Origin of the sequence: Variovorax sp. J22P240 (assembly GCF_030316855.1) — a bacterium.
GTDB lineage: Bacteria > Pseudomonadota > Gammaproteobacteria > Burkholderiales > Burkholderiaceae_C > Variovorax.
Map to the genome: position 1 here is coordinate 193,805 of NZ_JASZYR010000006.1, position 26,670 is coordinate 220,474.

Sequence of the window (26,670 nt, forward strand, 5' to 3'; positions counted from 1 at the left end):
TCGCCATGTTGAATGTTCGCCAAATTCTAGTGAGCGCCGTAGGCCTCGCGCTCGTTGGGGTCGGCCTGACCGCCTGCGGCCAGAGAGGTGCGCTTTACCTCCCGACGGAAGCTGCCGCAAAAAACCGCGCGACGCTGCCGGAATTGCTGCTGCCAGGCTCATCTTCCGCACAGGACGCGGCGGCCAAGCCCGCACAGGCCCCCGCGCCAGCCAGCGGCGCCCCGGCCAAGAAGGGGAATGTGGAATGAACACTCCCGCGCACCTCCCAGGCCACCCGCACGTCGCACGCAAGGACGGCGTCCTGCATGTCGAAGGCCAGGCGCTCTCCGCACTCGCTCGCGAGCACGGCACTCCCCTCTTCGTTTACTCCAGGCAATGGATGCTCGATGCCCTGGCCGCCTACCAGCGCGGGTTCGAGGGTCGCGACGCCATGGTTTGCTATGCGATCAAGGCGAACTCGTCGCTCGGTGTCCTGCGCGTCTTCGCCGAAGCCGGCTGCGGTTTCGACATCGTCTCCGGCGGTGAACTCGCGCGCGTGCTGGCAGCGGGCGCGAACCCGGCCATGGTGATCTTCTCCGGCGTCGGCAAGACGCGCGGCGAGATGCGCCAGGCCCTTGCAGCGGGCATCGGATGCTTCAACGTGGAAAGCGAAGCCGAAATCGACGTGCTCAACGAAGTTGCGCTCCAGGAAGGCCGCATCGCGTCGATCAGCGTGCGCATCAATCCCAACGTCGATCCTAAGACGCATCCCTACATCTCGACCGGCCTGAAGGGCAACAAGTTCGGCATTGCCCATGACCGCGCGGTCGCGATCTATCAGCACGCCGCGTCGCTGAAGGGCTTGAAGGTGGTCGGCATCGACTGCCACATCGGCTCGCAGATCACCGACGCCTCGCCCTATCTGGAGGCGCTGGAGCGCGTGCTCGACCTCGTCGAAGCCATCGAGAAGACGGGCATTGCGCTGCACCACCTGGACTTCGGGGGCGGACTCGGCATCGACTACAACGGCGACACGCCGCCCGCTGCCGATGCGCTCTGGCACCAGCTTCTTGCCCGCCTCGACGCGCGAGGCTTCGGCCAGCGCCGGTTGATCGTCGAACCCGGACGTTCGCTGGTCGGCAACGCGGGTGTGTGCGTGACCGAGGTGCTCTACACGAAGCCTGGCGAAGACAAGAACTTCTGCATCGTCGATGCGGCGATGAACGACCTGCCTCGACCGGCGATGTACCAGGCCTTTCACCAGATTGTCCCGGTGGCAGCGGAACGCGCCGACGCCCATGTCGTCACCTACGATGTCGTGGGCCCCGTTTGCGAAAGCGGTGACTGGATCGGCCGCGACCGCGCATTGAAGGTGCAATCGGGCGACCTCCTCGCGGTGCTTTCCGCAGGCGCCTATTGCATGGCGATGGCCAGCAACTACAACACTCGCGGGCGTGCGCCCGAAGTGTTGGTCAGCGGCGGACGCGCCACCCTGATTCGTCGCCGCGAGACCATCGACGACCAGTTGCTCAGCGAGCGGCTGGCCGACTGAGCGCGCCACTGGGTCGCGGCTTCTTGCTGGCGTAGTTCCATACACGCCACCCGAGGAGCACTGCGATGATCGTGGCGTAAACAAACACTTCGGAGAAGTTGTTCTTGCCGGCGCGCATCCAGAAGAAGTGCAACAGGCCGAGCCCGGCGATGACATACACCAGCTTGTGGAGCGTCTGCCACCGCTTGGCCCCCAACGCCTTGATGGCCCGGTTGAACGAGGTCGCGGCCAGCGGCGTAAGCAGCACAAAGGCAGAGAACCCCACCAGGATGAATGGTCGCTTGGCGATGTCCTTCGCGATCTCGGGTACGTCGAAACCCATGTCGAACCAGCTGTAGCTCAGCAGGTGCACGACGACATAGAAGTATGCGAACAAGCCCAGCATCCGCCGGAAGCGCGCCAGCGAATTCAACTTGGTGATCACCCGCAGCGGCGTGACGGCCAGCACGATGCAGATGAATCGAAGCGTCCAGTCGCCCATCGAGCGGATCAGGTGCTCCGCCGGATTGGCGCCCAGCCCGTTGGTGAGTGCACCGTAGAACAGCCACGCGAAGGGCAGCAGGCACAGCACGAACACCAGCGGCTTGGCCGCCGGATGCATCAGGAGCTTGTTCACGACAGGCCCGGCTCAGTAGAACTTCTTCAGGTCCATGCCCGCGTAGAGCTGGCCGACCTGCGCTTCGTAGCCGTTGAACATCTGCGTCTTGGTTCGCTTGGCGAACAGCCCGCCGCCATCGCCGATGCGGCGCTCGGTCGCCTGGCTCCAGCGCGGATGGTCCACGTTCGGGTTCACGTTGGAATAGAAGCCGTATTCCTGTGCCGCGGCCTTGTTCCAGGCGGTGCCGGGTTCCTTCTCAACGAAGCGGATCTTGACGATCGACTTGCCACTCTTGAAGCCGTACTTCCATGGCACCACGATGCGTACCGGCGCGCCGTTCTGGTTGGGCAGCACCTCGCCATACATGCCGAAGGTCAGCAGCGTGAGCGGATGCATCGCCTCGTCCATGCGCAGCCCCTCGGCATAGGGCCAGTCGAGGATGCGCGAACCGACGAAGGGCATGGTCTTGGGATCCGCGAGGGTGATGAACTCGACGTACTTGGCATTGCCCTGCGGCTCGACCTTCTTGATGAGCTCGGCCAGCGAATAGCCTACCCACGGAATGACCATTGACCAGCCTTCGACGCAGCGCAGCCGGTAGATGCGTTCTTCCTGTGCGCTGAGCTTGATCAGATCCTCGATGCCGTATTTGCCGGGCTTCTTGACGAGGCCTTCGACCTCGACGGTCCACGGCTTCGTCTTGAGCGTGCCGGCGTTCTTGACCGGGTCGCCCTTGTCGGTACCGAACTCGTAGTAGTTGTTGTAGCTGGTCACGTCCTTGTAGTCGCTGACCTTTTCCATGGTCTGTGCGCCAGGGACAGTCGACTTCGCGCCCGGCAATGGCGCCAGCTTGCCCGGCGCCGCAACTTGCGCCAGTGCGTCGCGGGCGGCCCATGACGCCATGGCCGCACCGGCCGCGCCGCCGGCCAGCCACTTGAGCATGTCGCGCCGGCCTTCGTAGACGCCCCGCGGAGTGATCTCGCTCGAATGCGGGTGGATGAAGCCGTTGTCACGGGATTGAATCAACATGGTTGCCTTTCGCCTGAATTGCTGTGCCCAGATGAGTTCGTTGCCAACGATGATCCGGTTACGCGAAGAACGCGCCTTTGGTTCACTTCATCCGGAAAATTCCGCGCGCCGACGCCTACAAGGTGCCGTAGCTGTGCAAGCCACTCAGGAACATGTTGACGCCGAGAAAGGCAAAGGTCGTCACCGCCAGCCCGCCCAGGGCCCACCACGCCGCCACGGTGCCGCGCAGCCCCTTCACCAGCCGCATGTGCAGCCAGGCCGCATAGTTGAGCCAGACAATCAGCGCCCAAGTCTCCTTGGGATCCCAGCTCCAGTAGCCACCCCATGCATCGGCCGCCCACAGGGCGCCAAGGACGGTGGCAATCGTGAAGAACGCGAAGCCGACCGTGATGGACTTGTACATCACGTCATCCAGCACTTCATTGGCCGGCAGGCGTGCTGCAATGCGCTTGCGGCCCAGCAGAATGCCTGCGGCGATCAGCGCCGATATCGCCGCGTAGCCCACCCAGTAGCTTCCGCCGGCCTCCTGCACCCGCTGGCGGAACGCCACCGGCACGAAACACAGCGCCACGCCCAGCAGCCAGATCGGCGTGAGCTTGTACCAGCGCGTCTCACTCGCCTGCTCCTTGATGAGATAGGCGAACGCGACCATCGCCGCCAACGAAAAAGTGCCGTAGCCGATGAAATTGGCCGGCACGTGCAGCTTCATCCACCAGCTCTGCAGCGCCGGCACCAGCGGCTGGATTTCATGGGCTTCGCGCACCAGCGTGTACCAGAGCAGGAAACCGACCGCCGCGCTCACCACCAGCATCACGAACGCACCCAGCGCACGCGTACCGTAGCGAGATTCGAAATACAGATAGAAGGCCGCGGTCAGCCAGCAGAAAAGGACGAACACCTCGTAGAGGTTGCTGACCGGAATGTGGCCGATGTCCGGGCCGAGCTGATGGCTTTCGTACCAACGCACCATCGTGCCGATCAGCGCCATGGTGACGGCAGCCCACGCGAGGCGCGAGCCGATCAGGTCCATCGTGTCGCCCTGCTTGCCGCCGAAGAAGCCGATCCAGTAGAACAGGGTGCTCATGAAGAAGAGCACGCTCATCCAGAGGATTGCGGACTGGCTAGACAGGAAGTACTTGAGCCAGAACACCGAGTCGGCCCGCGCCAGGTCGCCCTGATAGGAAAAGATGGCCAGCAGCGCCGCGCAGGCGACCACGATCGCCAGCACGCGCAGCGGCCGCCAGAACCAACCCAGCCAGATCGCCGCTGGAATGGCGGCCACGAGGATGGTCTTCTCGTAGTAGTCCATTGACCCGGCGTAGCGCGAGAACGCAAAAAATCCGCCCGCCGCCACCAGGACCGCGAAGATCCAGTCGAAGGCGTTGCGGCGCGAAAACCAGCTGTCGTTGAGCGTGAGGGTGGTGGTAGTCATGACGCCGTGTCTTTCCTGATGGCGAGCAGCTTTTCTTTCAGGTGCTCGAATTCACGATCGCTGTCCATGGTCTTGCGATTGACCGAAAAGGCCATGGTGGCCGCCGTGCCGCGCGGGTGGGCATCGTCCTTCGCCAGCCAGACCCACAGCCTGCGCTCGCGCACATACAGCATCGCAAAAATGCCGATGATCAGCAACAGGCACCCTAGGTAAACGATGTTCTTGCCAGGGGCTCGGGCGACCTGGAACACGCTGGCCTGCACCTGCTTGAAGTCCGTCATCATCAACGCCACCGGGGCAGGATAGAAATGGGCATCGCTGATGGCCAGCACTGCCTGGGTGAGGAAGGTCTGCGTCTTTTCGTCAGACGGCATCGCCGCGAGACCGGCCTTCTCGCGGCTCACGTTGAGCACCTCGAACAGCACGTCGTTGAGGATGCGCACCAGCACCGCCCCGGCGCGCTCCCGCTCGCCCTCAGGAATGTTGGCTTCCATGAATTCGGCGATGGCCTGCCAGCCGCCGGTGCTCACGGCATCGGTCTTGGCGCGCTCGGCGCCAGCGAACAGCGCCAGCGCACGCGCGGCAGAGGAGCGAAGCTGGTTGGCGAGTTCAGGACGCTTCGGATCGGTCGCTCGCACGATGTAGCGGTCGATGGCCCGCGCACGTGCGTCGTCATCGGCCAGCGTCGCACGCATGCGCACGAAGGTCTCCATCGACCCCTGTTCGTCGGCCGGCACGCGCAGGTAGCGGAACGGCTCCTCTGGCCGTTCGCGCATGCCGAGCAGGAAGACTGGCTGTCCGTCGCCGGTGTCGACCGGAACCATGTGGTTTTGATACTCACGCGCCTGTCCGGCAGCATCGCGCAGCTTGTAGCCGACGCTAGGCCCGATGTTGCGCAGCACCTTCGGTTTGTTGGTCTTGTTCGCCGCACCCAGGCGCGATTCAAGACTGTTGTGCAAATCGACCTTGCGCACGTCGGCGCCGCTCGTCATCGCGCCGCCGGCGCTCTCACCGAAGTTCTCGACGTTGATCACGCGCAGCGCGGTGTACTCCAGCGTAAGCCGGTCGGTGCCATTGGTGATTTCGGAGCTGCCACCGATCGTGCCTTCGACCTCGAAGGGCTTGGCCGCGGCAGCCATCGGCACGGCCTTCAGCTTCACGGTCGAGCCGCCGTCGTCGAAGCTCGACTGGTAGATCTCGATGCCCTTGTAGCTCGCCGGGTGATTCACCTCGATGCGCGCCGGGATCTGCTTGCCCGTTTCGCGATCGTGAAGCACCACCTCGCTCGCGAACAGCTTGGGCATGCCGGTGGAGTAGTAGTCGACGATGAATTTCTTCAGTTCGATGGAGAAAGGCAGATCCTGCAGCAGCACCCCATCCGACTGGTTGAGGATGGCGACGCTCGACTGCGCGCCCTCGGGCACCAGGATGTTGCCGCGGAAGGTCGGGTTGCGCGGCGAAAGGCGATGTTGGGGCGGCACATCGGCAATGAGGCCGCCGCCGGTGTAGACGCTCTTGCCGGCGAACCAGGTCTGCGCCCGCACGATCAAATCGCCGTCGAGCAGGCCTCCGATGCACACCAGCACGATCGCGCCGTGCGCGGCGATGTAGCCGAGCTTGTGCGCCCCGCCTGCGCGCGCCGCCACCATCCAGCCGTCGCCATCGCGGTGTTGGAGCTTGACCTTCCAGCCGCCGGTGGCCAGCAACTGGCCGATGCGATTGGCGGCCGTGTCCGGTGTCTCGTCGAGCACCGTCTCGGCCCGCTGGCCGAAGGCCCTGAGGCTCTGGACCCTGATGCCTTCCTTGTAGGTCTTCAGGTCCGACAGGATGCGCGGCGTGTTGCGGGCGATGCACAGCGACGTGCTGATCACGAGGAACGCAAGGATCAGCAGGAACCACCAGGCGCTGTAGATCGAATCGAGCTTCGCCGCGCGGAACACTTCGGCCCAGAAAGGCCCGAACTGGTTGATGTAGTTGTTGATGGGCTCGTGCTGCTTGAGCACGGTGCCGATGATCGATGCGATGCAGATGATCGTCAGCAACGCGATCGCGAAGCGCATCGACGACAGCAGCTCCACCGCCGCGCGGACCACTTGGGGACCGCGACGGACTCGAAGGCCGTGGGTGGAAACTGACATGAGGAGCGAACCGTGGGAAGCAAAAAAGGCGGGCCATCCTTACTGGATCGGCCCGCCTTGTTTGGGGTTTGTTATCGGCGGTTAGTTCACGCTGAACCGCTGCAAATCAGCGCAGGCCGGCAATGTAGTCGGCCACAGCCTTGATTTCGCGGTCATTGAGCTTGGCGGCCACACCGTTCATTGGCGCCGAATTCAGGCGGATGTTGTCGCGGAACTGGACGAGTTGCGCCACCGTGTAATCGGCATGCTGACCGCCGAGGCGCGGGTATTGGGCCGGAATGCCGGCGCCGTCTGGACTGTGGCAGCCTGCGCAGGCCGGAATCTGGCGATCCGCAACGCCGCCGCGGAAGATGCGTTCACCCAGCGCGACCAGGTCTTTTTCCTTCGAATAACCGGTCTTGATCTTCTTGGAGCCTACGAACCACGCAATGTTGCGCATGTCTTCGTCCGACAGGGCCGCCGCCATCGGCTTCATGATCGCGCTCTTGCGCTTGCCGGACTTGAAGTCCTGAAGCTGCTTGAGGATGTATTCGGGATGCTGCTGCGCCAGCTTGGGATTTGCCGCAATGGCCGAATTGCCGTCGGCGTTGTGGCACGAGGCGCAGCTTTGGCTGTTGGCCGGCGTGGCATTGAAGATGGTCTCGCCCTTGGCCGGATCGGGTTTGGCCGCCTTGGGGGGCGCCTCGGCTGCCGGCTTGGCGGCATGCTCGTCGGCGGCGAAGCTGGCACTGGCGGCGACGCCCAACAGGGCTGCAAGCAGAAAATTGGCAAACAACTTCATATCGGGGGCTTAGATTTAGGGCGCAAAACCCGGCGATTCTACAATGGCGCCCCGTTCCGAAAGCTCATTGATGACCACCCCGCCGCGCAAGCCGGCCGCACCCTACTCCCGCACGGCTCCGGCCGTGGACGCCGCGGCCGCCGAACGCGCCCGCGTCGCCCGGGGCTGGCTGCACACCGCCCACTTCCTCACCAGCGCGCCCCAGTTGGAGCATTTGCCGCCTTTCGACCTGCCCGAGATCGCCTTCGTCGGCCGCTCAAACGCCGGTAAATCGACGGCGATCAACACGCTCACGCAACAGACGCGCCTGGCCTTCGCATCGAAGACGCCCGGCCGGACGCAGCACATCAACCTGTTTGGCGTCGGCAAGCAGAAGGTCGACGACGCGCTGCTGGCCGACCTTCCGGGCTACGGCTACGCGGCCGTGCCCCGTGAAGCCAAGCTGCGCTGGCAGCGCGTGATGGGCAACTACCTGATGACGCGCGAGAGCCTGCGTGGCGTCGTGCTGATGTGCGATCCGCGCCACGGCCTCACCGAACTGGACGAGATCCTGCTGGATGTCATTCGCCCCAGGGTCGAGCAAGGGCTCAAGTTCCTGGTGCTGCTGACCAAGGCGGACAAGCTCACGCGTTCGGACGGCGCCAAGGCACTGTCGATTGCGCGACTGCAGGCCGGCGGCGGCGAGGTCAAACTGTTCTCGGCGCTGAAACAGCAGGGCGTGGACGAAGCGGCCGAATTGCTCTGGCGCTGGGTACACCCGGAGGGCGAGCAGCCCGCGGAGCCGCCAGCACAGGTCGACGAACAGGGCTGAGGGATCGGTAACGGCGACTCTCCTCTCTGGCTGAATCCGAGACATCCAACCAAGAGCAAGAAGGAGACAACCCGTGATCGAGACTTTTGCCCGCAAGCTGCCCAACGGCACCACCCTCAGTTGCCGCGCGACCGGCACGCCGGGACGCCCGCTGATGGTGTTCCTGCACGGCTTTCCCGAGGCCGCCTTCATCTGGGACGCACTGCTCGATTACTTCGCGCAACCCGAGCACGGCGGATTCCGCTGCATCGCGCCCAACCTGCGCGGCTTCGAGAAATCGAGTTCGCCCACCGAGGTGTCCGCCTACCGCGCCCATCTGCTGGTGCAGGACGTCGCCGAACTCGCCGCGACCGAAAACCCTGAAGGAAAGATCGAGGTCCTGGTCGCGCATGACTGGGGCGGCGCCTTCGGCTGGGGCTACGCCAACCAGCACGGCGAAAAGCTCGGCAGGCTGGTGATCATCAATTCGCCGCATCCGGGTACTTTCACGCGCGAATTGCTGAACAACCCGGCGCAGCAGGCCGCGAGCGCTTACATGAACTTTCTGGCCCGGCCCGATGCCGAAGCCCTGCTCTCGGCCGACGACTATCGACGCATGTGGCCCTTCTTCACGCTGATGAAGGCAGGGCCGGACGGCTTCGGCTGGCTCACCGAGGATGTGAAGAACCAGTACCGCGAGGTCTGGAACGCTGGCCTGACGGGCGCCTGCAACCTCTATCGCGTCACGCCGATGAAGCCGGCCGTGCCCGGCCAGCCGGCACCCCAGATCCCCACGCTGCCGCGCGAACGGCTCACGGTCGCCGCGCCGACCTTCGTGCTGTGGGCGCTCGACGATTCGGCCCTGCTGCCGGGCTTGCTCGAAGGGCTGGAAGACTACGTGCCGAAACTCGATCTCAAGAAGGTGCCGGGCGCGACGCACTGGCTGATCCATGAGCAGCCCCGGTTCGTCGCCAGCGAGATCGAAGCTTTCATACGGCGAGCCCAATAGGAGATCCGGCCGCCGCCGGGCCTCCCCCTCGGGGGGTGGCGAATTGCCGCAGCGAACCGAAGTGAAAAGCCGGGGGGCCCTAGTAGATCGAAGGGTCGCCCTCGGGGCGCGTCTTGAAGCGGCGATGCACCCAGTAGTACTGCGAGGGCATGGTGTCGATGTAGCCCTCCAGGCGCCGGTTCATCAGGGCGGTGTCGGCCATCACGTCCTCGGTAGGGAAGTTCTTCCAGGCCTCGAGCACTTCGATCTCGTAGCCATCCTTGGTGAGCTTCGAGACGATCGGCACCACCTTGGCCCGGCCCAGCCGCGCGAAGCGCGACAGCGACGGCACGGTGGCTGCCTGTACGCCGTAGAAGGGCACGAACACGGTTTGATCGCGCCCGAAATCCATGTCGGGCAGCAGGTACAGCAACCCGCCCTTGCGCAGCCCCGCAATGATCGGCTTGATGCCATCGACACGGTTCAGGGTGATCACGTTGCCGAAGCGCTTGCGGCCTTCGCGGATCCACTCGTCCACCATCGGATCCCGCTGGGTGGTGTAGATGGTGGTCGAAGGCCGGGCCGTGTGCATCGTCAGCGCCGTGGCTGCCGCATCCAAGCCGTAGAAATGTGGCGCGAAGAGGATCGTCGGTTCGTGACCGTGCGCAATCTCGTCGATTTCCTTGACCGCGCCATGCACCTTGAGCCGCCGCGCGACGACCTCTTCCGGCGCATGCCAGAGCCAGCTGCGGTCGAGCCATGACTGGGCCACATAGACGAAGGTCTCGCGCGCCATGCGGCGGCGTTCGGCGGGCGACTTGTCCGGAAAACACACGGCCAGGTTCGCATCCACCACCCGCCGACGAGGAACGGCAGCCACGTGCAGCACCGGTCCGAGCAGCGCGCCGAATCTTCGCACCAGCGGCAACGGCACGTGCGCCAGCGTTCGCATGAAGGCGATGCCGAGTCTCGAAGTGAGGCTCACGAAGCCACCTCGGCCGCTTCGGCGCGCGGCTGCTTGTAGCGCGCGTAGTCCCAGACGTACTGGCCCGGCAAACGGCGAATCAGCCTGGCAATCCCTTCGTTCATGGCCGTCGCGGCGGCCTCGGGCGTGGCCTTGGGGTCGCTCATCGCGGTGCCGTCGAAGGGCTCGAACCGGATCGCGTAGCCGGCCCCACGCGGCAGTCGCTCGCAGACGCCGAGGAACACCCGGGCACCGGTCTGTTGCGCGAGGCGGGGCAACAGCGTCATCGTGTAGGCCGGACGACCGAAGAACGGCGCCCAGACCCCCTGCCCCAGCGGTGGCACCTGATCCGGCAACAGGCCGGTGTAGCCGCCGTTGCGAAGCGTACGGATCAGACCGCGCACGCCAGCCAAGGTGGTGGGCAAGGTCTGCAGGCCGGGGCGGTCCCGGGAGCCTGCGATCAGGTCCGCCATGAATTTCTTGCGGGCTGGCCTGAACAGCGCGGTGATCGGGCCGTAGGCCTCGAAGAAACGCTCGCCGACAGCCTGACCCAAGGTTTCCCAACTGCCGAGATGCGGCGAAACGAGGATCACGCCCTTGCGCGCGGCCAGCGCGGCCTCGAACGCCTCGACGCCGTCCCAGCGGACGATCTTCGGCAGCAGGCTTTCGCCCTTCGGACGTGCCCAGACCCAGGGGAGCTCGCCCACCATGGCGCCGGCGGCGGTGATCGCGGGCCGGTATTGCGCCGGCGTGAATCCGGCAGCTTCGGCGTTTTCCCGAAAGCGCCGGCGGTAGTCCGGCGCCATCCACCAAACCAGCCAGCCAAGGCATCCGCCGACCGCGTGCATCAGGGGCAGCGGCAATCGGGCAAGCCAACGGAAGAGAGAAAGCATCAAAACAGGGAGGGGTGAAATCAGGACGCGCGCGCAGCGTACAGCGCGGCTCGAATAGAATGCAAATTGTCGCTGAGTTATGGAACTACTTGCAGGGCGACGTTAAACATCACTGCTAAAGCGTTCGCCAAAGCTCCATCCGAGTTGGCAACGCGCCAATCGGACCTTCATGGAGTTTCATCAAATGGCGAACGACTTCCTCTTTACTTCCGAATCCGTTTCCGAAGGCCATCCCGACAAGGTGGCGGACCAGATCTCCGACGCGATCCTCGACGCGATCTTTGCCCAGGACCCGCGCTCCCGCGTCGCCGCCGAAACGCTGACCAACACCGGTCTGGTCGTGCTGGCCGGCGAGATCACCACCAACGCACACGTCGACTACATCCAGGTCGCGCGCGACACCATCAAGCGCATCGGCTACGACAACACCGATTACGGCATCGACTACAAGGGCTGCGCCGTCATGGTCTGCTATGACAAGCAGTCCAACGACATCGCCCAGGGCGTGGACCACGCGAGCGACGACCACCTGAATACCGGGGCCGGCGACCAGGGCTTGATGTTCGGGTACGCATGCGACGAGACGCCCGAACTGATGCCCGCGCCGATCTACTACGCGCACCGCCTCGTCGAGCGCCAGGCCCAACTGCGCAAGGACGGCCGCCTGCCCTTCCTGCGTCCCGACGCCAAGAGCCAGGTGACGATGCGCTACGTCGACGGCAAGCCACACAGCATCGACACCGTCGTGCTCTCCACGCAGCACCACCCCGATCAGAGCGAGACGCCAACCAAGATGAAGGCCTCGTTCAACGAAGCCATCATCGAAGAGATCATCAAGCCGGTGCTGCCCAAGGAGTGGCTCAAGGAAACGCGCTACCTGATCAATCCGACTGGCCGCTTCGTCATCGGCGGCCCGCAGGGCGACTGTGGTCTGACCGGCCGCAAGATCATCGTCGACACCTACGGCGGCGCCTGCCCGCACGGCGGTGGTGCCTTCTCGGGCAAGGACCCGAGCAAGGTCGACCGCTCGGCCGCGTACGCCGCTCGCTACGTGGCCAAGAACATCGTTGCCGCCGGCCTCGCGCGCCAGTGCCAGATCCAGGTCGCCTACGCGATCGGCGTGGCCAAGCCGATGAACGTCACGGTGTACACCGAAGGCACGGGCGTCATCTCCGACGAGAAGATCGCCGCGCTGGTTCAGGAACATTTCGACCTGCGCCCCAAGGGCATCATCCAGATGCTCGACCTGCTGCGCCCGATCTACGGCAAGACCGCAGCCTACGGCCATTTCGGCCGCGAAGAGCCCGAGTTCACCTGGGAAAGCACCGCCAACGCCGCAGCCCTGCGCGCTGCGGCCGGTCTCTGAGACTCCGACCGCTGAATCAGGAAGGTCTGCGCAGCAACTCGCAGACTTCCTCGTCGCCGGTCTGACCGAAGTCCTCGTACCACAGCCCGACGGCGCGAAAGTGCTCGGGCGTGGAAACGCAGACGACTTCGTCCGCGACCGCGCCCACGCTCTGCACAGCCTCGCGCGACGCCACAGGCACCGCCACCACGATGCGCTCGGGCTGGCCCATCCGGGCGGCCTTCACGGCCGCGCACATGGTGGCTCCGGTTGCAAGACCGTCGTCGATCAGCAGCAACACCTTTCCGGCCAGCGCGAGCGGCGCGCGCTCGCCGCGATAGAGGCGCTCGCGACGCACCAATTCCGCCTGCTCGCGCGCCACCACGGCCTCTACGGCCCGCTCCGACACCGGCCAGCCGCCGTCCATGTCGCCCATCACGCGCACGCCACCCGATGCGATCGCGCCCATCGCGAATTCTTCCTGGCCCGGAAAGCCGAGCTTGCGCACGACCAGCACGTCGAGCGGGGCCCCCAGAGACTGCGCCACTTCCCAGGCCACGGGCACGCCGCCGCGCGGCAACCCCAGCACCAGGACATCGGGGCGCCCGCGCCAGGCGCCGAGCGCATTCGCGAGTCGGCGACCCGCATCGCGTCGATCCTTGAATTCCATTTGCACTCCTTGCAGCCGGAATTCAGAAACGATACGCGCCTCCCATGCCGACCGTCCAGTTGCGCCCCGGCGCCGGCTCGAAGTAGCGGGCATTGCCCTCATTGACGATCACCGAGCCGACGTAGCGCTTGTCGAACAGGTTGTCGATGCGCGCAAAGGCGTTGAACTCCCAGCGCTGCCACTTCTTGACGTAGCCCGCAAACAGCGCCACCACCCCGTAGCCCGGCACGCTGATCGTGTTCCGATCGTTGGCCTCGATGCTCCCGAGCGCCCGTAGCTCCGTGCCCCCTCGCCAGCCGTCCGGCGGAACCCAGCCGTAGGAGGCGAAGAGGGACTGCGGCGCAATCCCCGGAATGCGGTTGCCCGCCGGAACGAAGGTGCTGGCGGTACACGGCACGGCGCAGAAGGGATCGCTGTAGCGCGCGTCCAGCCAGGTGTAGGCCAACTGGGTGCGCCAGTGGTTCTCCGTCTCGTGCTGCCAGGCCAGCTCGAAGCCTTCTCGCTTCGTGCGCCCGGCGTTCTGGAAGGTGGCGCGGCCGCCCACGTTGGTGGCCGTCACGATCTCATCATCGGTGCGGGTCTGGAATACCGCCGCCGTGAGCAGGCCACCCGCCAGGCGCGCCTTGGCACCCACCTCCGCGCTGTCGTTGGTCGCGGGCTGCAGCGCGAAGTTGAGCCCGCCCTGGCCATCGGGGCGATACGAAAGCTCGTTGAGCGTCGGCGTCTCGAAGCCCCGGCCCACCGAGGTATAGAAAGCCAGGTCGCGCGTCGCCTGGTAACGCAGCGAGGCCACCGGCAGGGTCTCGGTGTACTCCGCGCTGCCGCTGTCGTTGCGGTTCGCGCCCACGATGTAGTGATCCGTCGAGTCGAAGTTGACCTTGCTGCGGCGCACGCCGGCTTCCAGCGTCCATTGATCCGCCAGACGCCAGGTGGCTTGCACATAGGGGTCGAGGTTGTCGACCGTGTTGGTCTCGTTGCGGCGCAGGCGGCCTTGCACGCCCAGGATCGGATTGGCCGCCGGGCCGATGAAGTTCTCGTAGCCGGTCCGCTGCTCGCGAAGATCGTCGTAGACCAGGCCGGCGACCAGCTCGAAGGGTCGGCCGGCCAGCGTCATCTGCGAGATCCAGCGCAGGTCGACGCCGCCGTAGTCACGCGACAGGCCGATTACCCCGCCCGCGCTCAGCGGGTTCAGTTGCGCCGACGGCGGAATGGCCTGGTACTGCGTGGTCTTGCGCTGGCCGCCATAGACCATCAGGCGCAGCGCGTTGTTGGCATCGATGGGACGCTCGTACAGCAGGCCAGCCTGCGTCTGATCCACGCTCTTGCGCGTGTTGAACTGGGTGGCGACCGCTGCGCTGCGCGGGTCCAGCGCGTACTGCTCGGCCGTGAGGCCCAGGGGGTCCTGGGCGTTCAGGTGCACGCTGTTGAGGATCAGGGAGAGCCGGCTGCCATCGTCCAGGTTGAAGCCCATCTTGCCGTTGACGATGTTGCGCTCGGCCTCGCTGTGGTCGCGATAGCCGTCGGTCTCGAAGTGGCTGCCGCTCAGCAGGTAATCGACCGCGCCGGAGGATCCGCTCACCTGGCTGCCGATGCGCGTCGTGCCATAGCTGCCGGCGGCCAGCGAGAAGCCCAGCTTGGGCGGACCTTCGCCGGTCTCAGTGAAGGACTGGATCACGCCGCCGGAGGAGTTGCCATAGAGCGCCGAGAAGGGGCCGCGCAGCACTTCGACGCGATCGAGCGAGCCGATGTCGATGTTGGACGTTTGTCCCTGGCCGTCGGGCAGCGTGGCGGGGATGCCGTCGACATAGAGGCGAATGCCGCGCACGCCGAAGGTGGAGCGCGCACCGAAGCCGCGGATGGAGATCTGAAGGTCCTGCGCGAGGTTCTGCCGGTTCTGGACCTGCAGGCCGGGGACGATGTTCAGCCCCTCGGAGAGCTGGGACCCCAGGCGCATGTCCCGGATCTCCGCGCCTTCGACCCGGCTGACCGAGCCGGCCACGTCGAACAGCGGCTCGGCCCCTCGCGGCGTGGTGACGGTGACTTCGCCAAGACTCGGCACGCTGCCCACATCCTGCGCATGGATGGAGGAAGAGGTGGCGACCAGCAGGCAGGCGACGGCGACAGGAGATTTCATGGCGGCGATTCTGCGTTGGGCCGCCGCCCGCCGCGCGGAGGGCAAGACCCTATGGCGCCCTGGTCCGAGACCGACCTACGGATGCCGCGGATGGCGGCGGCACCAGCCGAACCAGATACCCACTGCGACCGGGATGCCGAGCGTGACCCACGCCAGTGCATCGCCCAGCCCGCCATCGCTGAACAGCGCAGAGACGAGCCCTATGCAGGTGAGCAGGCCCAGCACGATCGGCCAGCCCCACAGACGCCAGAAATGACCGTGATGCGGGTGCTTCATGTGCCCACCTTCGCGGTCGCCGTTGAAGCCGGCTGCGCCAGGGGCGCAGGCGAGCCGTGCGCATCCTCGCCCACCTTTGCCGAGGCCGGCACCGTGTGGCCGCGCTTGAGCCACAGATAGAGCCCGCTGCCCAGCACGATGATGGTGGCGATGTCGAGCAGCGCCCACAGGATCTGCATGGGCATGCCGCCGTAGTCGCCGAAATGCAGGGGCTGCGACACCAGCAGCGCCGTCAGATACCACGGCAGCCTCGGGCTGGCGGTGATCGTGCCGGTTTGGGCATCGACGAGAACCGGCTGCAATAGCCGCGAGGTGAAGGGCTCGTTCCCGCGCAGGAAGAAGGTGTTGTGGTGCGGGCTGGAGAACGATGTACCCGGAAAGGCGATGAAGGACAGCTTCATGCCCGGTGCGCTCTTCAGAGCCACGTCCATCGACTGCTGTACGGAGCCACGCTCAGCCACCGGCACCGTCGGCTGTCCCTGATAGGGCTTCAGCAGCACGCTGAGTTGGTCGTGCTGCCAGTACTTGACGATGAGGTCGGCCCAGGTGTTGATCATTCCGGTCGCGCCCACCGTGAAGGCCCACGCCAAGGTCACGATGCCGAGCAGGTTGTGCAGGTCCAGCCACTTGAGGCGCGGCCGGCGTTCGCGCCTCACCGTGCCGAAATCCAGCTTGCGCATGAAGGGCGAATACAGAACCACGCCGGAGACGATCGCCACCAGCAGCAAAAAGCCCATGAAGCCGAGGAACAGCATGCCGGGAAGCCCCGCGAACAGGTCGACGTGCAGCTTGAACATCACGTACATGAAGCCTTCGTCGGTCTTCGGCTGCGCCAGCACCGCGCCGGTGCGCGCATCGACCGCGACCTGCTTGAAATCGTCCGGCGCCGGCGTGGGCGTGAGCGTGACGAACCAGATGGCGTCGTCATCCTCCGGCTGCGAAACGAACTGCACCACGCGGTCCGGATGCAACGCCTTCGCCGTCTCGAGCACACGGTCCAGGTTCGCGCGCGGCGCGTCGGCGGGCATCTTTGGGGCTTCCACCTCCGTGCCGAGCAGATGCCCGATCTCGTGGTGGAAGATCAGCGGCAGCCCCGTGATGCACAGGAGCAGCATGAACGCGGTGCAGACCAGGCTGCTCCACTTGTGGACCCAAGCCCAGGTCTTGATTCGGCGGCTGTTCATCATGGGAATTTTGCAGGAGCGTCAGAAGCGGTAAGTCGCGCTGGCCACCGCATTGCGGCGGGCACCCCACCAGCAGTCGCCGCGCGAAAGGCAGACAGAGTTGTAGGACTTGTCCGTCAGGTTGTTGATATTCAGCGCGAGGCGCCACTTGGCCGTTTCGTAGGCGATCATGAGATCGAGCAAGGTCACGGCCGGCGTCTCGGGAGCAACGCCGTCCTGGAACTTGCCCATCCAGCGCACACCGGCTCCGGCCGAGAAGCCAGGCATACCATTGAGAATGAAGCGGTACTTGGCCCACACCGCCGCCTGATTGCGGGGCACCTGGGTCAACTGCGGGTCGACGTTGGTGTAATTGTAGAAGCCGAGCACGTCCCAGTCCTTGTCCAGCGTGGCCTTGACTTCGAGCTCGACGCCCGTGGTCTTGGTGCTACCGGCTTGCACGTAGTCGATGCCGCCGTCGGGATTCAGGATCAGGCGGTTGTCCTCGCGCAGGTCGTAGACCGTGGCGGTCGCCTGGATGGGGCGGTCGGTCGGCAAATACTTGACGCCTACTTCCCACTGTTTGCCGCGTTGCGGCGTGAAGCGTTCGTTGTTCGCGTTCAGGCCGGCGACCGGCGTGAACGACTCGCCGTAGCTCATGTACGGCGAGATTCCGTTGTCGGCCGCGTACATGAGGGAGAAGCGCTTGGTGGTGGCATCGCTCTTCTCGTCGTCGCTGCCGACCAGGCCATTGGTGACTTCGTCGTGGCGCAATCCGGCCAGGACGATCCAGTTCTTCGCGAACTTCATCTGGTCCTGCACGTAGACGCCGTACTGGCGCTGCGTCGACTTGGGACTGTCGACCAGTTCGTAGGTCGGGAACGGCTGGCCGTACACCGGTGCGTAGGCGTCGATGAGCGGCTGGGTGCCGCCGAGGTAGATCGGATAGTCGAAGCCCGACCGCTTGTTCATGGAGTAGCGGGCAAAGTCCAGGCCGGTGAGCACCTGGTGGTCGACGGCGCCGGTCTGGAAGCGGCCTTGAACGTACTGATCGGCCTGCAACATGTTCACCTTGGTGATGCTCGAATCCCAGAAGCGCCCGAACAACCGCTTGTTGACCGGATCGCCGGCCCAGCCGCCCGGCACGGTGAACGAGTCACCGTAGAACCCGGTGTAGTCGACGTTGTTGTGGGTGTAGCGCAGGTTCTGGTTCACGGCCCATTGATCGTTGAACCGGTGCTCGAAAAGCCATCCCGCCGTCGAGCGCTCGGTGTCGTAGCGGTCGTAGCCCGGCTCGCCGATGAATCGGCGGGTGGGCAGGGTGCCGCTCGGATTGGGAAGCACCATGCCCTCCCAGGGGAAGAACTGCGATGTCGACCCCGTCTTGTCCTTCTGGTAGAGCGCCTGCAGCGTCAGAGTGGTGGCTGCGTTCGGCCGCCACGTGAGGGAGGGGGCGATGAGCTGGCGATCGTCGCGGATGTAGTCCACTTGAGTGTCCGCATTGCGACCCACGGCAATCAGGCGATAGAGCCATTGACCATCCTCCGTCAACGGTCCGGTGAGGTCGGTCTGGAGCTGGGTGCGGTTCCAGCTTCCGAACTGCACTTCGACTTCGCGCTGTGTGTCGGCCAGCGGCCGCTTGCTCACCATGTTGATGATGCCCGCCGTGCTCCCCTGCCCGTACAGCATGGCCGAGGGGCCGCGCAGGACCTCGATGCGCTCGAGCGTGTAGGTTTCGGTGCGTGCGTTGCTGGTGTACCAGTCGAAGTTCTTGCGCAGCCCGTCGAGGTATTCGTCGGGGTTGCTGCCGCGTATCAGCACGCTGTCAGTGCGCGAATCGACGCCGTAGGCATCCGAGCGCACGCCGGCGGCGTAGGTCAACGCATCCTGGACGTTGGTCGCACCTTGGTCCGTCATCTGGTCGCGGGTCACGATGGTCACCGACTGCGGCGTTTCGGACAGGGGCGTGTCCGTCTTGGTTGCGGACATGGCGTTCCTGGCCCGGTAGCCGACGACCGGCGACTTAGCGGTCTCGACTTCGGCGTTCGCGTCGACCCGGACCTCAGGCAGGGTCGTCGTGCTTCCCGTCTGCGCCAATGTCTGTTGCTGGAGATAGATGGCGAGGCAGCCGGCAAGCATGGCGGCGGTCTGGCGCCGCCCGAAATTGATCCGCATTGGGTTGTTCTTTGATTGCAATTGATAACAATTCGCATTCTATTCATGAATGGAATGTGAACGCAATGTGAAGACGCCCATTCACCCGATGGCGACGCGCGCATTTCGCCGGCCGGCTACGATCCGCTGCCCGCAACCATCCAAGCTGCATGCCCAGACTTCCCGCGACGCCCGCGTCAAAGCTTCGTTGCCTGGCGCTCGCGTTCGTCTGCCTGGTTTCGGCGTGCGCCGGCCTGCCGTCGCGCACCGTCACGCCGTACAGCCCCGCCGTCACGGCCTCGCCGGCAACGGAACTGGGCAAGCTGACCGCCGCCTTCTACGAACACCGCGACGGCGTCTCGGGAGCGCGGGTGATGCCCCAGGGCGCCCTCGCGCTCGATGCGCGAATCGCCCTGATCCGCCACGCCCAGGCCTCGCTCGACCTGCAGTACTACCTGCTCGGCAACGACCAGACCGGCAAGCTGATCCTGCGTGAGCTGCGCGATGCAGCGCGCCGCGGCGTGCGCGTGCGGCTGCTTCTCGACGATTTCTATACGGTCAAGCTCGATCCCATGCTGCTCGGACTGGCCGCCTACCCGAACGTGGAAATCCGCCTGTTCAACCCCTTCGTCACCGGCAGGGACCACACCGCGACCCGCTGGCTCAGCTTTGCAGGCGAATTCAGCCGGCTCAACCACCGGATGCACAACAAGCTCTTCGTCGCCGACGGGGCCGTGGCGATCGTGGGCGGGCGCAACCTGGCGGACGAGTACTTCCTGCGCAGCGCGGGCGCCAACTTCATCGATCTGGACATGCTCGCCGCCGGCCCCGTCGTGACCGAGCTCGAGACCATCTTCGACAATTACTGGAACAGCGAAGTCGTCTACCCGCTGCACGACATCGTCCCATCCAGCGAAACGCCCGAGGCGCTGAGGACAAGGTTCGACGCCCTCACCTCCGAAGCCCAGGCGCCGCCCCTCGAACCGCCGCCGGAGTCGGACATGTTCGGCGATCCGCCCGTCAGCGCGGCGATCGCGCAAGGCAAGCTGGAGCTGATCCCGACGCACGCCAATGCCGTCGCGGACTCCCCCTCCAAGGCGCTGCGCGTAGAGGGCGATGACCTGCCCGAGCATCGCCCGCCCACCGTGGCCGAGCGCATGCGCGCCCTGTTCGACCTCGCGAAGTCCGACATCAATATCATCACGCCGTACTTCATTCCGGGCGACGCGGGCATGGACCACATTGCGCGGCTGCGCGCGCGCGGCATCCGGATCACGGTCGCCACCAATTCGCTGGCTGACACGGACGAGCCGCTCGTCAACATCAACTACAACAGTTTTCGCGTCGAAATGCTGCGCATGGGCGTCACGCTGTACGAGGTGAGTTCGGAGCAGATCAAGCGCAGCCTCAACCTGCGCAAGGTGTTCCGCCAGTCGCGCGGGCGCCTGCACGCCAAGCTGGCGCTGATCGACCGCGAATGGGCCCTCGTCGGCTCGCTGAACTTCGATCCGCGATCGGCCTACATCAACACCGAGTTGGGCGTGCGCTTCGAAGGCTACGAAGTGGCGCACCGACTGCTCGACGCGTTCCAGGTCGACAACGTCGAGAGCGTGTACGAGGTCCGACTGAAGCCGGGCACCGACCAGATCCAATGGGTGACGACCGACGGCGAGAACATCGTCCTCAACGAGGAGCCGGACGCGAACGCACTGGTGCGGCTGAAGCTGCTGCTCTTCTCCTGGTTCGTTCCGAGCGACCTGCTCTAGAAGTCCCGTCCCCGGGGCACGCTCGACTTTTTGCTTGCGCGGGAAGATGATCGCCGGCCGCTCCCGACGTCTTCGGAACTCGTTCGGCAGGGGCGCGCTCACACCTCAACCCAACCAGACTCAAAGGAGCTTTGCGATGCAAATCGGCATGATCGGACTCGGACGCATGGGCGCCAACATGACGAGCCGCCTGATGCGTGGAGGCCACGACTGTGTCGTGCATGACAACGCACCCGCCTCCATCGAGCGATTGGCCGCCCAAGGCGCGACCGGCGCTGCCACGCTGCAGGATTTCGTTGCCAAGCTCGCGCGGCCCCGTGCGATCTGGCTCATGGTCCCCGCAGCGGCCGTCGACGCGGCACTCGCCACGCTGACGCCGTTGCTGCAGCCCGGCGACATCGTCATCGACGGCGGCAACTCCCACTACCGCGACGACATCCGCCGCGGCAACGAGTTGCACGCCCTGGGCCTGCACTATGTCGACGTGGGCACCAGCGGCGGCATTGCCGGATTCGAACGCGGCTACTGCCTCATGATCGGCGGCGAAGCAGAGACGGTGCAGCACCTATCGCCGCTGTTCGCCACGCTGGCGCCAGGCGCCGGCGAGCACCCGCCGACACCCGGCCGAGCCGCCGGCGCCAGTACGGCCGATCAAGGCTATCTGCATTGCGGCCCTCACGGCGCGGGCCACTTCGTCAAGATGGTGCACAACGGCATCGAATACGGAATCATGGCCGCGTATGCGGAGGGTCTCAACATCCTCCGCGGCGCCAACATCGGCAAGCGCTCGCACGACATCGACGCCGAGACGACGCCGCTGCGCGACCCCACGCTCTATCAGTACGACATGAACCTGCCCGAGATCACCGAGCTGTGGCGGCGCGGCAGCGTGATCGGCTCCTGGCTCCTCGATCTCACCGCCACCGCGCTCACCGCCGATCCGGACCTCACGAATTTCCAGGGCCGTGTCTCCGATTCCGGCGAGGGCCGCTGGACCCTCCAGGCCGCGATCGACGAAGGCGTGCCCACGCCGGTGCTGAGTTCCGCGGTCTACGCGCGATTCAGTTCGCGCGGCGAGGCGGACTTTTCCAATCGCGTGCTGTCGGCCCTGCGGCACCAGTTCGGAGGCCACGCGGAGAAGAAATCATGAGTGATCGCATCAACCCCCTCGCCGGCCAGCCGGCACCGGCCGGATCCCTCATCGACGTGAGCGCACTCGTTGCGGCCTACTACGCAGACGCTCCCGACCCCGGCATCGCGACGCAACGGGTCGCGTTCGGAACGTCCGGCCATCGGGGGTCGGCCTTCGAGCGCTCCTTCAACGAGTGGCACGTGCTCGCGGTCACACAGGCGATCTGCGACTACCGCAAGGCAAAAGGCATCGACGGGCCGCTGTTCCTCGGCATCGACACGCACGCGCTCTCGCAACCCGCCTGCGCGAGCGCGCTCGAGGTGCTGGCAGCGAATGGCGTCGACGTGATGCTGGCGACGAATGACGAATTCACGCCGACCCCGGCCTTGTCGCACGCGATCCTGACCTACAACCGGGGACGCAGCAGCGGCCTCGCCGACGGCGTCGTCGTCACGCCATCGCACAACCCGCCGCGCGACGGCGGCTTCAAATACAACCCGCCCAATGGCGGACCGGCCGGGCAGGACATCACCGGCGGGGTCGAAGCCGCAGCCAACCGCTACCTCGAACTACGGCTCGACGGCGTCAAGCGCATGCCGCACGCCTTGGCCTTGAAGGCCGCGACGACGCACCGCCACGATTTCCTCGACGCCTATGTCGGCGACCTCGACCAGGTGATCGACATGGAAGCGATCCGTGACGCCCATGTCCGCATGGGCGTCGACCCGCTGGGCGGCGCCGGCGTCCACTACTGGTCGGCGATTGCCGACCGCTACAAGCTCGATCTCACCGTCGTCAGCGACACGGTCGATCCGCGATTCGGCTTCATGACGCTGGACTGGGACGGCCAGATCCGCATGGACCCTTCCTCGGGCTATGCGATGCAGCGCCTGCTCGACATCAAGGACCGCTTCGACGTCGGCTTTGCCTGCGACACGGACCACGACCGGCATGGCATCGTCACCGGTGGTGCGGGGCTTCTGGCGCCGAACCACTACCTTTCGGTGGTCGTCGACTACTTGTTCCAGCACCGCCCGCAGTGGGGCCCGCAGGTGGCCGTCGGCAAGACAGTCGTCTCGACGCAGCTCATCGACCGCCTGACCGCAAGGCTCGGTCGTCGTCTCTACGAAGTCCCGGTGGGCTTCAAATGGTTCGCCGATGGATTGCTCGACGCATCTCTCGGCTTCGTCGGCGAGGAAAGCGCAGGTGCCACTTTCCTGCGGCGCGACGGCTCGGCATGGACCACCGATAAGGACGGCATCACCGCCGCGCTGCTCTCTGCGGAAATCACCGCACGCAGGGGCCGCGACCCCGGTGCGCTCTACACCGACCTAGCGAACGAGTTCGGCAATCCGGTCGCGAGCCGGATCGACGCGCCGGCCACGGCCCAGCAGAAGAAGCAACTCTCGGCGCTCTCGCCGCAGCAGCTCGGCGCCAGCGAACTCGCAGGCGAGAAGATCGAGAACGTCTTGAGCCATGCGCCCGGAAACGGCGCGGCGATCGGCGGCATCAAGGTGATCTCCCAGGGCGGATGGTTCGCTGCACGGCCCTCGGGCACCGAGAACATCTACAAGATCTACGGCGAAAGCTTCCGTGGCGCCGAGCACCTGCGCCGCATCCTGGACGAAGCCCAGACCATCGTCGATGCGGCGATCTCTCCTTGATCTCTTCTTTTCCTGCAAGCTGATTCACGGCTTGTCCTACGCGCTCTCGGGTCGCCCGCAGACATGCAATGGCGGGTGTTCGCCGCATGCTCACCCGGCCAATAACTTGAGGAGCAAAAGATGATCAAGATCGGAATCGTGGACGACCACGCGATCGTGCGGACGGGCCTGAAGGACTTTTTCTCGCAACACGTCGACCTCCGTGTCGTCGGCGAAGCGGCCAGCGGACGCGAAGCGATCGACCTGGTGCGATCCCACGAGATCGATGTGCTGGTCATGGACCTGTCCATGCCGGGCCAGAGCGGCATCGACGCGATCGCGATGGTGCGCGCCAAGGCGCCCGACACCGGCATTCTGATCCTCAGCGGCTATCCCGAAGAGCACTACGCGATGAACCTCATCCGCCAGGGCGCCAGCGGCTACCTCAACAAGGAATGCGACCCCAAGGAGATCGTGGATGCGATCCGCACCATCTCGCTGGGCCGGCGCTACATCACGCCCGCAGTGGCCGAACTCCTGGCGCGCCAGCTCGACCGCAAGAACGACGCGGCGCCGCACGAGCAGCTGTCCGAACGTGAGTTCCAGGTGTTCCTGAAGCTGGCCACCGGTGAAACGGCTGGGAGCATCGCGGAGCACCTCTCGCTCTCGGTCAAGACGGTCAGCACCTACCGCAGCCGCCTGATGGAGAAGATGAACCTCGCCTCCAACAGCGACCTCACCTACTACGCGCTGAAGAATCAGCTGATCAGCTGAGTGTGAGTTGCCACAAACTTTGTTTCGACGCGGCAACTGATCGGCGCAAAATCACTCCCACTTCCATCCGCCGGTGCGGAAGTGAGGGTGTCATGAAAGCGCGCTTCAACGTCCGAGCCCTGCTCTGGGTATCCGCCACCTGCCTTCCGTGGGCCGTCGGCGCGCAGCCGTCCGACTCGTCGGGAGAGCAGCAGGAAGCGGACTATCGGGTGATCGCCGCGCGATGCGGCACGCCGGGATTCGAAAAAGCCTTCTACAAGCAGTCCAAGGCCGCCGTGGCCGCCGGGCTGGTGGTCAAGCACCGCGATCCGGCGCAGGTCGAGAAGACCGTCACTGCCCTGCGGCGCAATCCGGTGGTGCTGATCGGCACCCAGGCGGATTGCCCCGACCAAGTGGCGCGCCTCAAGGAGTTGCAGAAGGAACGCGCCAAGGCCCTGGGGACATCGCGTAAATCGGGCAAGGGCTAGCCGTGGATGCCCTCCCGGCGCAATGTCAAAAGCTGTACGCCGTCGTTTAACAACACCTGTCGATTGGCAGATTCACAGCAGGGCTGCGCCCGTACAGACTGGAGCCATCGAATCGGAAGGGAAGCGGATCATGGACTCAGACCTTTACACCCTTGGCGTCCTCGCGATGGTGCTCGTCGGCGGATGGCTGGTCGATCATCTCGGCTGGTGGGGCAGATCGCACCTCACGGAGGAAATGGAGCGCCAGCTCCAGAAATCCGCCGACACGATCCGCGGCGCGCCACTCCACTGATGATGGAGCCTGTGCGGCCGGTGGCCGCCCTGGCATCCGTGCGCCGGAAGTCGGCGCTCCTGGCTGCCGTCTCGCTCGTGCTCGCAGCGCTCGGCCTGGAGGCCTACGCTGCGGGCTACCCCATGGGCATGGCGCTGCTCGCCGCAGCCACGCTGCAGGGGCTGATCTGCTCCGCCATGTTCCGCAGTGGGCTGCTGATCGCGGTGGTCATTGCCAACTTCGTGCTCTTCGTGGCCCACGCCGTCTTGCTCAGCCCCTTCCTCGCCCAACCCTATCCGCCGGCGATCTTCCAGCTGGGGGACTTCTGCTGCGCCGTGCTTGCAGGCGCATCGATGGTCTTCACACCGATCGAGACGATGGCGCTCATCGTGCGGGACGCCTACCTGAAGCGCCCGCGGCGCCACCCTCCCCGCTAGTCGGCGCTCAACAGGCCGCAAAAAATCGGCCGCACGTACAACGCGGCCACTGACTCTTCGGTGACTCCCGGCACCCAGCGGTGCAATTCCGCAGCGCCGTTGACGAGCCCCATCACCATCTGCGCAGCGATCGACGTGTCCAGCGGACGCACCGAACCGTCCATCAGGCCGTCGACGAGCACGCTCGCCATGCGTTCGGTCAGCTGCTGCAACGTCTTGTGAACGCGGGCGCGGTCCGCCTGATCGGGCAGCACACTGGTGGACGACAACCGAAGCAACGGACCCTCCCCGGAAAGCTGGAACCGCACCAGTGCCTGGGTTGCCGAGGCCGCCCGCCTCCAGCCGCTGCCCTCAAGCGACTCCGCGGCCTCCAGCGCTTGCCGGACCACCTTGAAGGTGCGGTCGAAGCAGGCCGCGATCAGGTCGAGCTTGTTGTCGTTGTGGTGATAGAAGGACCCCTTGGTCACATGGAGACGGGCCGAGATTTCGTCGACCGAGGCGCCGCGATAGCCCTTCTCGTTCACCAGCGCCGTGGCGGCGCGCAAGAACGCATCAAGGGGACCGGCCTCGGTCGGTATCGGCCATGATGCATCGCCCTCCACCTGCCATTCGGCCGAGGCGGCGCCCATGCCGTGGAGCGCGATGTCGGCCACACGATCGGCCATTCGGACGTATTCCGATTCCTCGTACCGTCCGAACCACACCGGCAACCAGTTGGCGAGCGACAGCAGCATGTGGGTGCGCGCATTGCGGGTGTCCTTGGCCCACCCTGCGGTCTCCTCACCCTTGAAGAGCGAGCGCACGCGGCGGAACATGTCCGTGTAGGCGCGATGCACCTCTTCGAGTTGCGGGCTCGGCAGCGCCCGCACGTCGCTGAAGACCACCACCGGTGGATGCTGGCCGACGCGCACGGCGGCCTGCAGGGCCGCGTGGCTGCGCAAGTACGAGCGCACCCGTTCGGGCACGTTCGGCTGTCGCACCGAGGCCTTCGCGATGTCGTCGAACAACGTAATCGCACGCAGGAAGCAGGCCGTCGCGAGGTCTTCCTTCTTGCGGTAGTAGTAGGTGACGCTGTTGGTCACCAGTCCCACGCTGGCCGCAATGTCGGCAAGCGTCGCTCCCTTCACCCCCTGCTCATTGAATCGCAACGCCGCGGCGCCCAGAATGGCATCGCGCTTTTCATTGAAGCGCGCAGTTTGCGTTTCTCTCGAGGTCTCGACGGGCATGCGTGGCAATCGATGGTTGGGCGCGCGATCATGCATCGGATGGAACACTCGGTACGCCGGGGATTCGA

The 26,670-nt window shown here is 65.3% G+C and carries 25 protein-coding genes; 12 read left to right on the top strand and 13 right to left on the bottom strand.

The genetic code is table 11. From position 1 onward, the window contains the following. The first annotated feature begins 5 nt into the window (after positions 1-5). Positions 6-248: an LPS translocon maturation chaperone LptM gene (gene lptM / locus QTI24_RS17875; protein WP_286602218.1), complete on the top strand. Its 243-nt coding sequence runs from the start codon at positions 6-8 to the stop codon at positions 246-248. Beyond that, on the top strand, positions 245-1,531 hold the full coding sequence (gene lysA, locus QTI24_RS17880) for a diaminopimelate decarboxylase (protein ID WP_286602220.1): 1,287 nt from the start codon (positions 245-247) through the stop codon (positions 1,529-1,531). The genes lptM and lysA overlap by 4 nt, the downstream gene beginning before the upstream one ends. Here lysA and msrQ read toward each other — a convergent pair. From msrQ to QTI24_RS17905, 5 genes are all read right to left on the bottom strand, one after another. Next, positions 1,509-2,147: a protein-methionine-sulfoxide reductase heme-binding subunit MsrQ gene (gene msrQ / locus QTI24_RS17885; RefSeq protein WP_286602221.1), complete on the bottom strand. Its 639-nt coding sequence runs from the start codon at positions 2,145-2,147 to the stop codon at positions 1,509-1,511. The genes lysA and msrQ overlap by 23 nt on opposite strands. Positions 2,148-2,159: 12 nt before the next feature. Then, positions 2,160-3,158 carry a protein-methionine-sulfoxide reductase catalytic subunit MsrP gene (msrP, locus tag QTI24_RS17890; protein WP_286602222.1) on the bottom strand — a complete coding sequence of 333 codons (999 nt, stop codon included), beginning with the start codon at positions 3,156-3,158 and terminating at the stop codon, positions 2,160-2,162. Between the two features lie 115 nt (positions 3,159-3,273). Beyond that, entirely contained in the window at positions 3,274-4,590 is a 1,317-nt protein-coding gene (ccsB, locus tag QTI24_RS17895; RefSeq protein ID WP_286602225.1) for a c-type cytochrome biogenesis protein CcsB, read from the bottom strand. Then, a complete protein-coding gene (locus tag QTI24_RS17900) occupies positions 4,587-6,728 on the bottom strand; it encodes a cytochrome c biogenesis protein ResB (RefSeq protein ID WP_286602226.1) in 2,142 nt (713 codons plus the stop codon). Before QTI24_RS17900 ends, ccsB begins: the two co-directional genes overlap by 4 nt. A gap of 106 nt (positions 6,729-6,834) precedes the next feature. Next, positions 6,835-7,509 carry a c-type cytochrome gene (locus tag QTI24_RS17905; protein WP_286602227.1) on the bottom strand — a complete coding sequence of 225 codons (675 nt, stop codon included), beginning with the start codon at positions 7,507-7,509 and terminating at the stop codon, positions 6,835-6,837. A 70-nt stretch (positions 7,510-7,579) separates the two neighbouring features. On the opposite strand from QTI24_RS17905, the gene yihA reads away from it, so the two are divergent. Further along, a complete protein-coding gene (gene yihA / locus QTI24_RS17910; RefSeq protein WP_286602228.1) occupies positions 7,580-8,320 on the top strand; it encodes a ribosome biogenesis GTP-binding protein YihA/YsxC in 741 nt (246 codons plus the stop codon). A gap of 73 nt (positions 8,321-8,393) precedes the next feature. Beyond that, positions 8,394-9,308, top strand: coding sequence for an alpha/beta fold hydrolase (locus QTI24_RS17915; RefSeq protein ID WP_286602229.1), 915 nt, complete (start codon positions 8,394-8,396; stop codon positions 9,306-9,308). 79 nt (positions 9,309-9,387) lie between these two features. Here QTI24_RS17915 and QTI24_RS17920 read toward each other — a convergent pair whose 3' ends face one another. Further along, on the bottom strand, positions 9,388-10,272 hold the full coding sequence (locus QTI24_RS17920; protein ID WP_286602230.1) for an LpxL/LpxP family acyltransferase: 885 nt from the start codon (positions 10,270-10,272) through the stop codon (positions 9,388-9,390). Next, on the bottom strand, positions 10,269-11,144 hold the full coding sequence (locus tag QTI24_RS17925; RefSeq protein ID WP_286602231.1) for a lysophospholipid acyltransferase family protein: 876 nt from the start codon (positions 11,142-11,144) through the stop codon (positions 10,269-10,271). The genes QTI24_RS17920 and QTI24_RS17925 overlap by 4 nt, the downstream gene beginning before the upstream one ends. 184 nt (positions 11,145-11,328) lie before the next feature. Between QTI24_RS17925 and metK the strand changes: the two genes are divergently transcribed. Then, positions 11,329-12,510: a methionine adenosyltransferase gene (metK, locus tag QTI24_RS17930; RefSeq protein WP_286602232.1), complete on the top strand. Its 1,182-nt coding sequence runs from the start codon at positions 11,329-11,331 to the stop codon at positions 12,508-12,510. 16 nt (positions 12,511-12,526) lie between these two features. Here the strand turns inward: metK and QTI24_RS17935 are convergent, their stop codons facing one another. The 5 genes from QTI24_RS17935 to QTI24_RS17955 all read right to left on the bottom strand — a co-directional run bounded on the left by QTI24_RS17935 (position 12,527) and on the right by QTI24_RS17955 (position 18,907). Beyond that, positions 12,527-13,159, bottom strand: coding sequence for a phosphoribosyltransferase (locus tag QTI24_RS17935; RefSeq protein ID WP_286602233.1), 633 nt, complete (start codon positions 13,157-13,159; stop codon positions 12,527-12,529). Positions 13,160-13,181: 22 nt separating this feature from the next. Then, positions 13,182-15,293 carry a TonB-dependent receptor domain-containing protein gene (locus tag QTI24_RS17940; RefSeq protein WP_286602234.1) on the bottom strand — a complete coding sequence of 704 codons (2,112 nt, stop codon included), beginning with the start codon at positions 15,291-15,293 and terminating at the stop codon, positions 13,182-13,184. A gap of 75 nt (positions 15,294-15,368) precedes the next feature. Further along, positions 15,369-15,569: a hypothetical protein gene (locus QTI24_RS17945; RefSeq protein WP_286602235.1), complete on the bottom strand. Its 201-nt coding sequence runs from the start codon at positions 15,567-15,569 to the stop codon at positions 15,369-15,371. Next, positions 15,566-16,753, bottom strand: a complete 1,188-nt coding sequence (locus QTI24_RS17950; RefSeq protein ID WP_286602338.1) for a PepSY-associated TM helix domain-containing protein — start codon at positions 16,751-16,753, stop codon at positions 15,566-15,568. Before QTI24_RS17950 ends, QTI24_RS17945 begins: the two co-directional genes overlap by 4 nt. 21 nt (positions 16,754-16,774) lie before the next feature. Continuing rightward, the gene (locus QTI24_RS17955) at positions 16,775-18,907 is read right to left on the bottom strand and encodes a TonB-dependent siderophore receptor (RefSeq protein ID WP_286602236.1); all 2,133 of its coding nucleotides are present in this window, start codon (positions 18,905-18,907) and stop codon (positions 16,775-16,777) included. A gap of 149 nt (positions 18,908-19,056) precedes the next feature. On the opposite strand from QTI24_RS17955, the gene QTI24_RS17960 reads away from it, so the two are divergent. The 7 genes from QTI24_RS17960 to QTI24_RS17990 all read left to right on the top strand — a co-directional run bounded on the left by QTI24_RS17960 (position 19,057) and on the right by QTI24_RS17990 (position 25,376). Continuing rightward, positions 19,057-20,652, top strand: coding sequence for a phospholipase D family protein (locus tag QTI24_RS17960; RefSeq protein ID WP_286602237.1), 1,596 nt, complete (start codon positions 19,057-19,059; stop codon positions 20,650-20,652). Positions 20,653-20,788: 136 nt separating this feature from the next. Beyond that, entirely contained in the window at positions 20,789-21,802 is a 1,014-nt protein-coding gene (gnd, locus tag QTI24_RS17965; RefSeq protein WP_286602238.1) for a phosphogluconate dehydrogenase (NAD(+)-dependent, decarboxylating), read from the top strand. Next, positions 21,799-23,448, top strand: a complete 1,650-nt coding sequence (gene pgm, locus QTI24_RS17970; RefSeq protein WP_286602239.1) for a phosphoglucomutase (alpha-D-glucose-1,6-bisphosphate-dependent) — start codon at positions 21,799-21,801, stop codon at positions 23,446-23,448. Before gnd ends, pgm begins: the two co-directional genes overlap by 4 nt. 120 nt (positions 23,449-23,568) lie before the next feature. Further along, positions 23,569-24,201: a response regulator gene (locus tag QTI24_RS17975; protein WP_286602240.1), complete on the top strand. Its 633-nt coding sequence runs from the start codon at positions 23,569-23,571 to the stop codon at positions 24,199-24,201. 92 nt (positions 24,202-24,293) lie between these two features. Further along, the gene (locus QTI24_RS17980) at positions 24,294-24,668 is read left to right on the top strand and encodes a P-loop NTPase family protein (protein ID WP_286602241.1); all 375 of its coding nucleotides are present in this window, start codon (positions 24,294-24,296) and stop codon (positions 24,666-24,668) included. 130 nt (positions 24,669-24,798) lie between these two features. Further along, positions 24,799-24,960: a hypothetical protein gene (locus QTI24_RS17985; RefSeq protein ID WP_286602242.1), complete on the top strand. Its 162-nt coding sequence runs from the start codon at positions 24,799-24,801 to the stop codon at positions 24,958-24,960. Between the two features lie 20 nt (positions 24,961-24,980). Continuing rightward, the gene (locus tag QTI24_RS17990) at positions 24,981-25,376 is read left to right on the top strand and encodes a hypothetical protein (protein ID WP_286602243.1); all 396 of its coding nucleotides are present in this window, start codon (positions 24,981-24,983) and stop codon (positions 25,374-25,376) included. Here the strand turns inward: QTI24_RS17990 and QTI24_RS17995 are convergent. Then, positions 25,373-26,602, bottom strand: a complete 1,230-nt coding sequence (locus tag QTI24_RS17995) for a TetR/AcrR family transcriptional regulator (RefSeq protein ID WP_286602246.1) — start codon at positions 26,600-26,602, stop codon at positions 25,373-25,375. The two genes, QTI24_RS17990 and QTI24_RS17995, sit on opposite strands and share 4 nt — an antisense overlap. Between the last annotated feature and the right edge of the window lie 68 nt (positions 26,603-26,670).

What these genes read in the sequence shown, in the direction of transcription:
- QTI24_RS17985 (WP_286602242.1), top strand. Translation starts at nt 24,799, where the DNA reads ATGGACTCAGACCTTTACACCCTTGGCGTCCTCGCGATGGTGCTCGTC.
- QTI24_RS17900 (WP_286602226.1), bottom strand. Translation starts at nt 6,728, where the DNA reads ATGTCAGTTTCCACCCACGGCCTTCGAGTCCGTCGCGGTCCCCAAGTG.
- QTI24_RS17955 (WP_286602236.1), bottom strand. Translation starts at nt 18,907, where the DNA reads ATGCGGATCAATTTCGGGCGGCGCCAGACCGCCGCCATGCTTGCCGGC.
- QTI24_RS17980 (WP_286602241.1), top strand. Translation starts at nt 24,294, where the DNA reads ATGAAAGCGCGCTTCAACGTCCGAGCCCTGCTCTGGGTATCCGCCACC.
- gnd (WP_286602238.1), top strand. Translation starts at nt 20,789, where the DNA reads ATGCAAATCGGCATGATCGGACTCGGACGCATGGGCGCCAACATGACG.
- QTI24_RS17975 (WP_286602240.1), top strand. Translation starts at nt 23,569, where the DNA reads ATGATCAAGATCGGAATCGTGGACGACCACGCGATCGTGCGGACGGGC.
- yihA (WP_286602228.1), top strand. Translation starts at nt 7,580, where the DNA reads ATGACCACCCCGCCGCGCAAGCCGGCCGCACCCTACTCCCGCACGGCT.
- lptM (WP_286602218.1), top strand. Translation starts at nt 6, where the DNA reads ATGTTGAATGTTCGCCAAATTCTAGTGAGCGCCGTAGGCCTCGCGCTC.
- QTI24_RS17935 (WP_286602233.1), bottom strand. Translation starts at nt 13,159, where the DNA reads ATGGAATTCAAGGATCGACGCGATGCGGGTCGCCGACTCGCGAATGCG.
- msrP (WP_286602222.1), bottom strand. Translation starts at nt 3,158, where the DNA reads ATGTTGATTCAATCCCGTGACAACGGCTTCATCCACCCGCATTCGAGC.
- QTI24_RS17995 (WP_286602246.1), bottom strand. Translation starts at nt 26,602, where the DNA reads ATGCCCGTCGAGACCTCGAGAGAAACGCAAACTGCGCGCTTCAATGAA.
- QTI24_RS17940 (WP_286602234.1), bottom strand. Translation starts at nt 15,293, where the DNA reads ATGAAATCTCCTGTCGCCGTCGCCTGCCTGCTGGTCGCCACCTCTTCC.
- metK (WP_286602232.1), top strand. Translation starts at nt 11,329, where the DNA reads ATGGCGAACGACTTCCTCTTTACTTCCGAATCCGTTTCCGAAGGCCAT.
- QTI24_RS17950 (WP_286602338.1), bottom strand. Translation starts at nt 16,753, where the DNA reads ATGAACAGCCGCCGAATCAAGACCTGGGCTTGGGTCCACAAGTGGAGC.
- ccsB (WP_286602225.1), bottom strand. Translation starts at nt 4,590, where the DNA reads ATGACTACCACCACCCTCACGCTCAACGACAGCTGGTTTTCGCGCCGC.
- QTI24_RS17905 (WP_286602227.1), bottom strand. Translation starts at nt 7,509, where the DNA reads ATGAAGTTGTTTGCCAATTTTCTGCTTGCAGCCCTGTTGGGCGTCGCC.
- QTI24_RS17925 (WP_286602231.1), bottom strand. Translation starts at nt 11,144, where the DNA reads ATGCTTTCTCTCTTCCGTTGGCTTGCCCGATTGCCGCTGCCCCTGATG.
- lysA (WP_286602220.1), top strand. Translation starts at nt 245, where the DNA reads ATGAACACTCCCGCGCACCTCCCAGGCCACCCGCACGTCGCACGCAAG.
- QTI24_RS17945 (WP_286602235.1), bottom strand. Translation starts at nt 15,569, where the DNA reads ATGAAGCACCCGCATCACGGTCATTTCTGGCGTCTGTGGGGCTGGCCG.
- pgm (WP_286602239.1), top strand. Translation starts at nt 21,799, where the DNA reads ATGAGTGATCGCATCAACCCCCTCGCCGGCCAGCCGGCACCGGCCGGA.
- QTI24_RS17960 (WP_286602237.1), top strand. Translation starts at nt 19,057, where the DNA reads ATGCCCAGACTTCCCGCGACGCCCGCGTCAAAGCTTCGTTGCCTGGCG.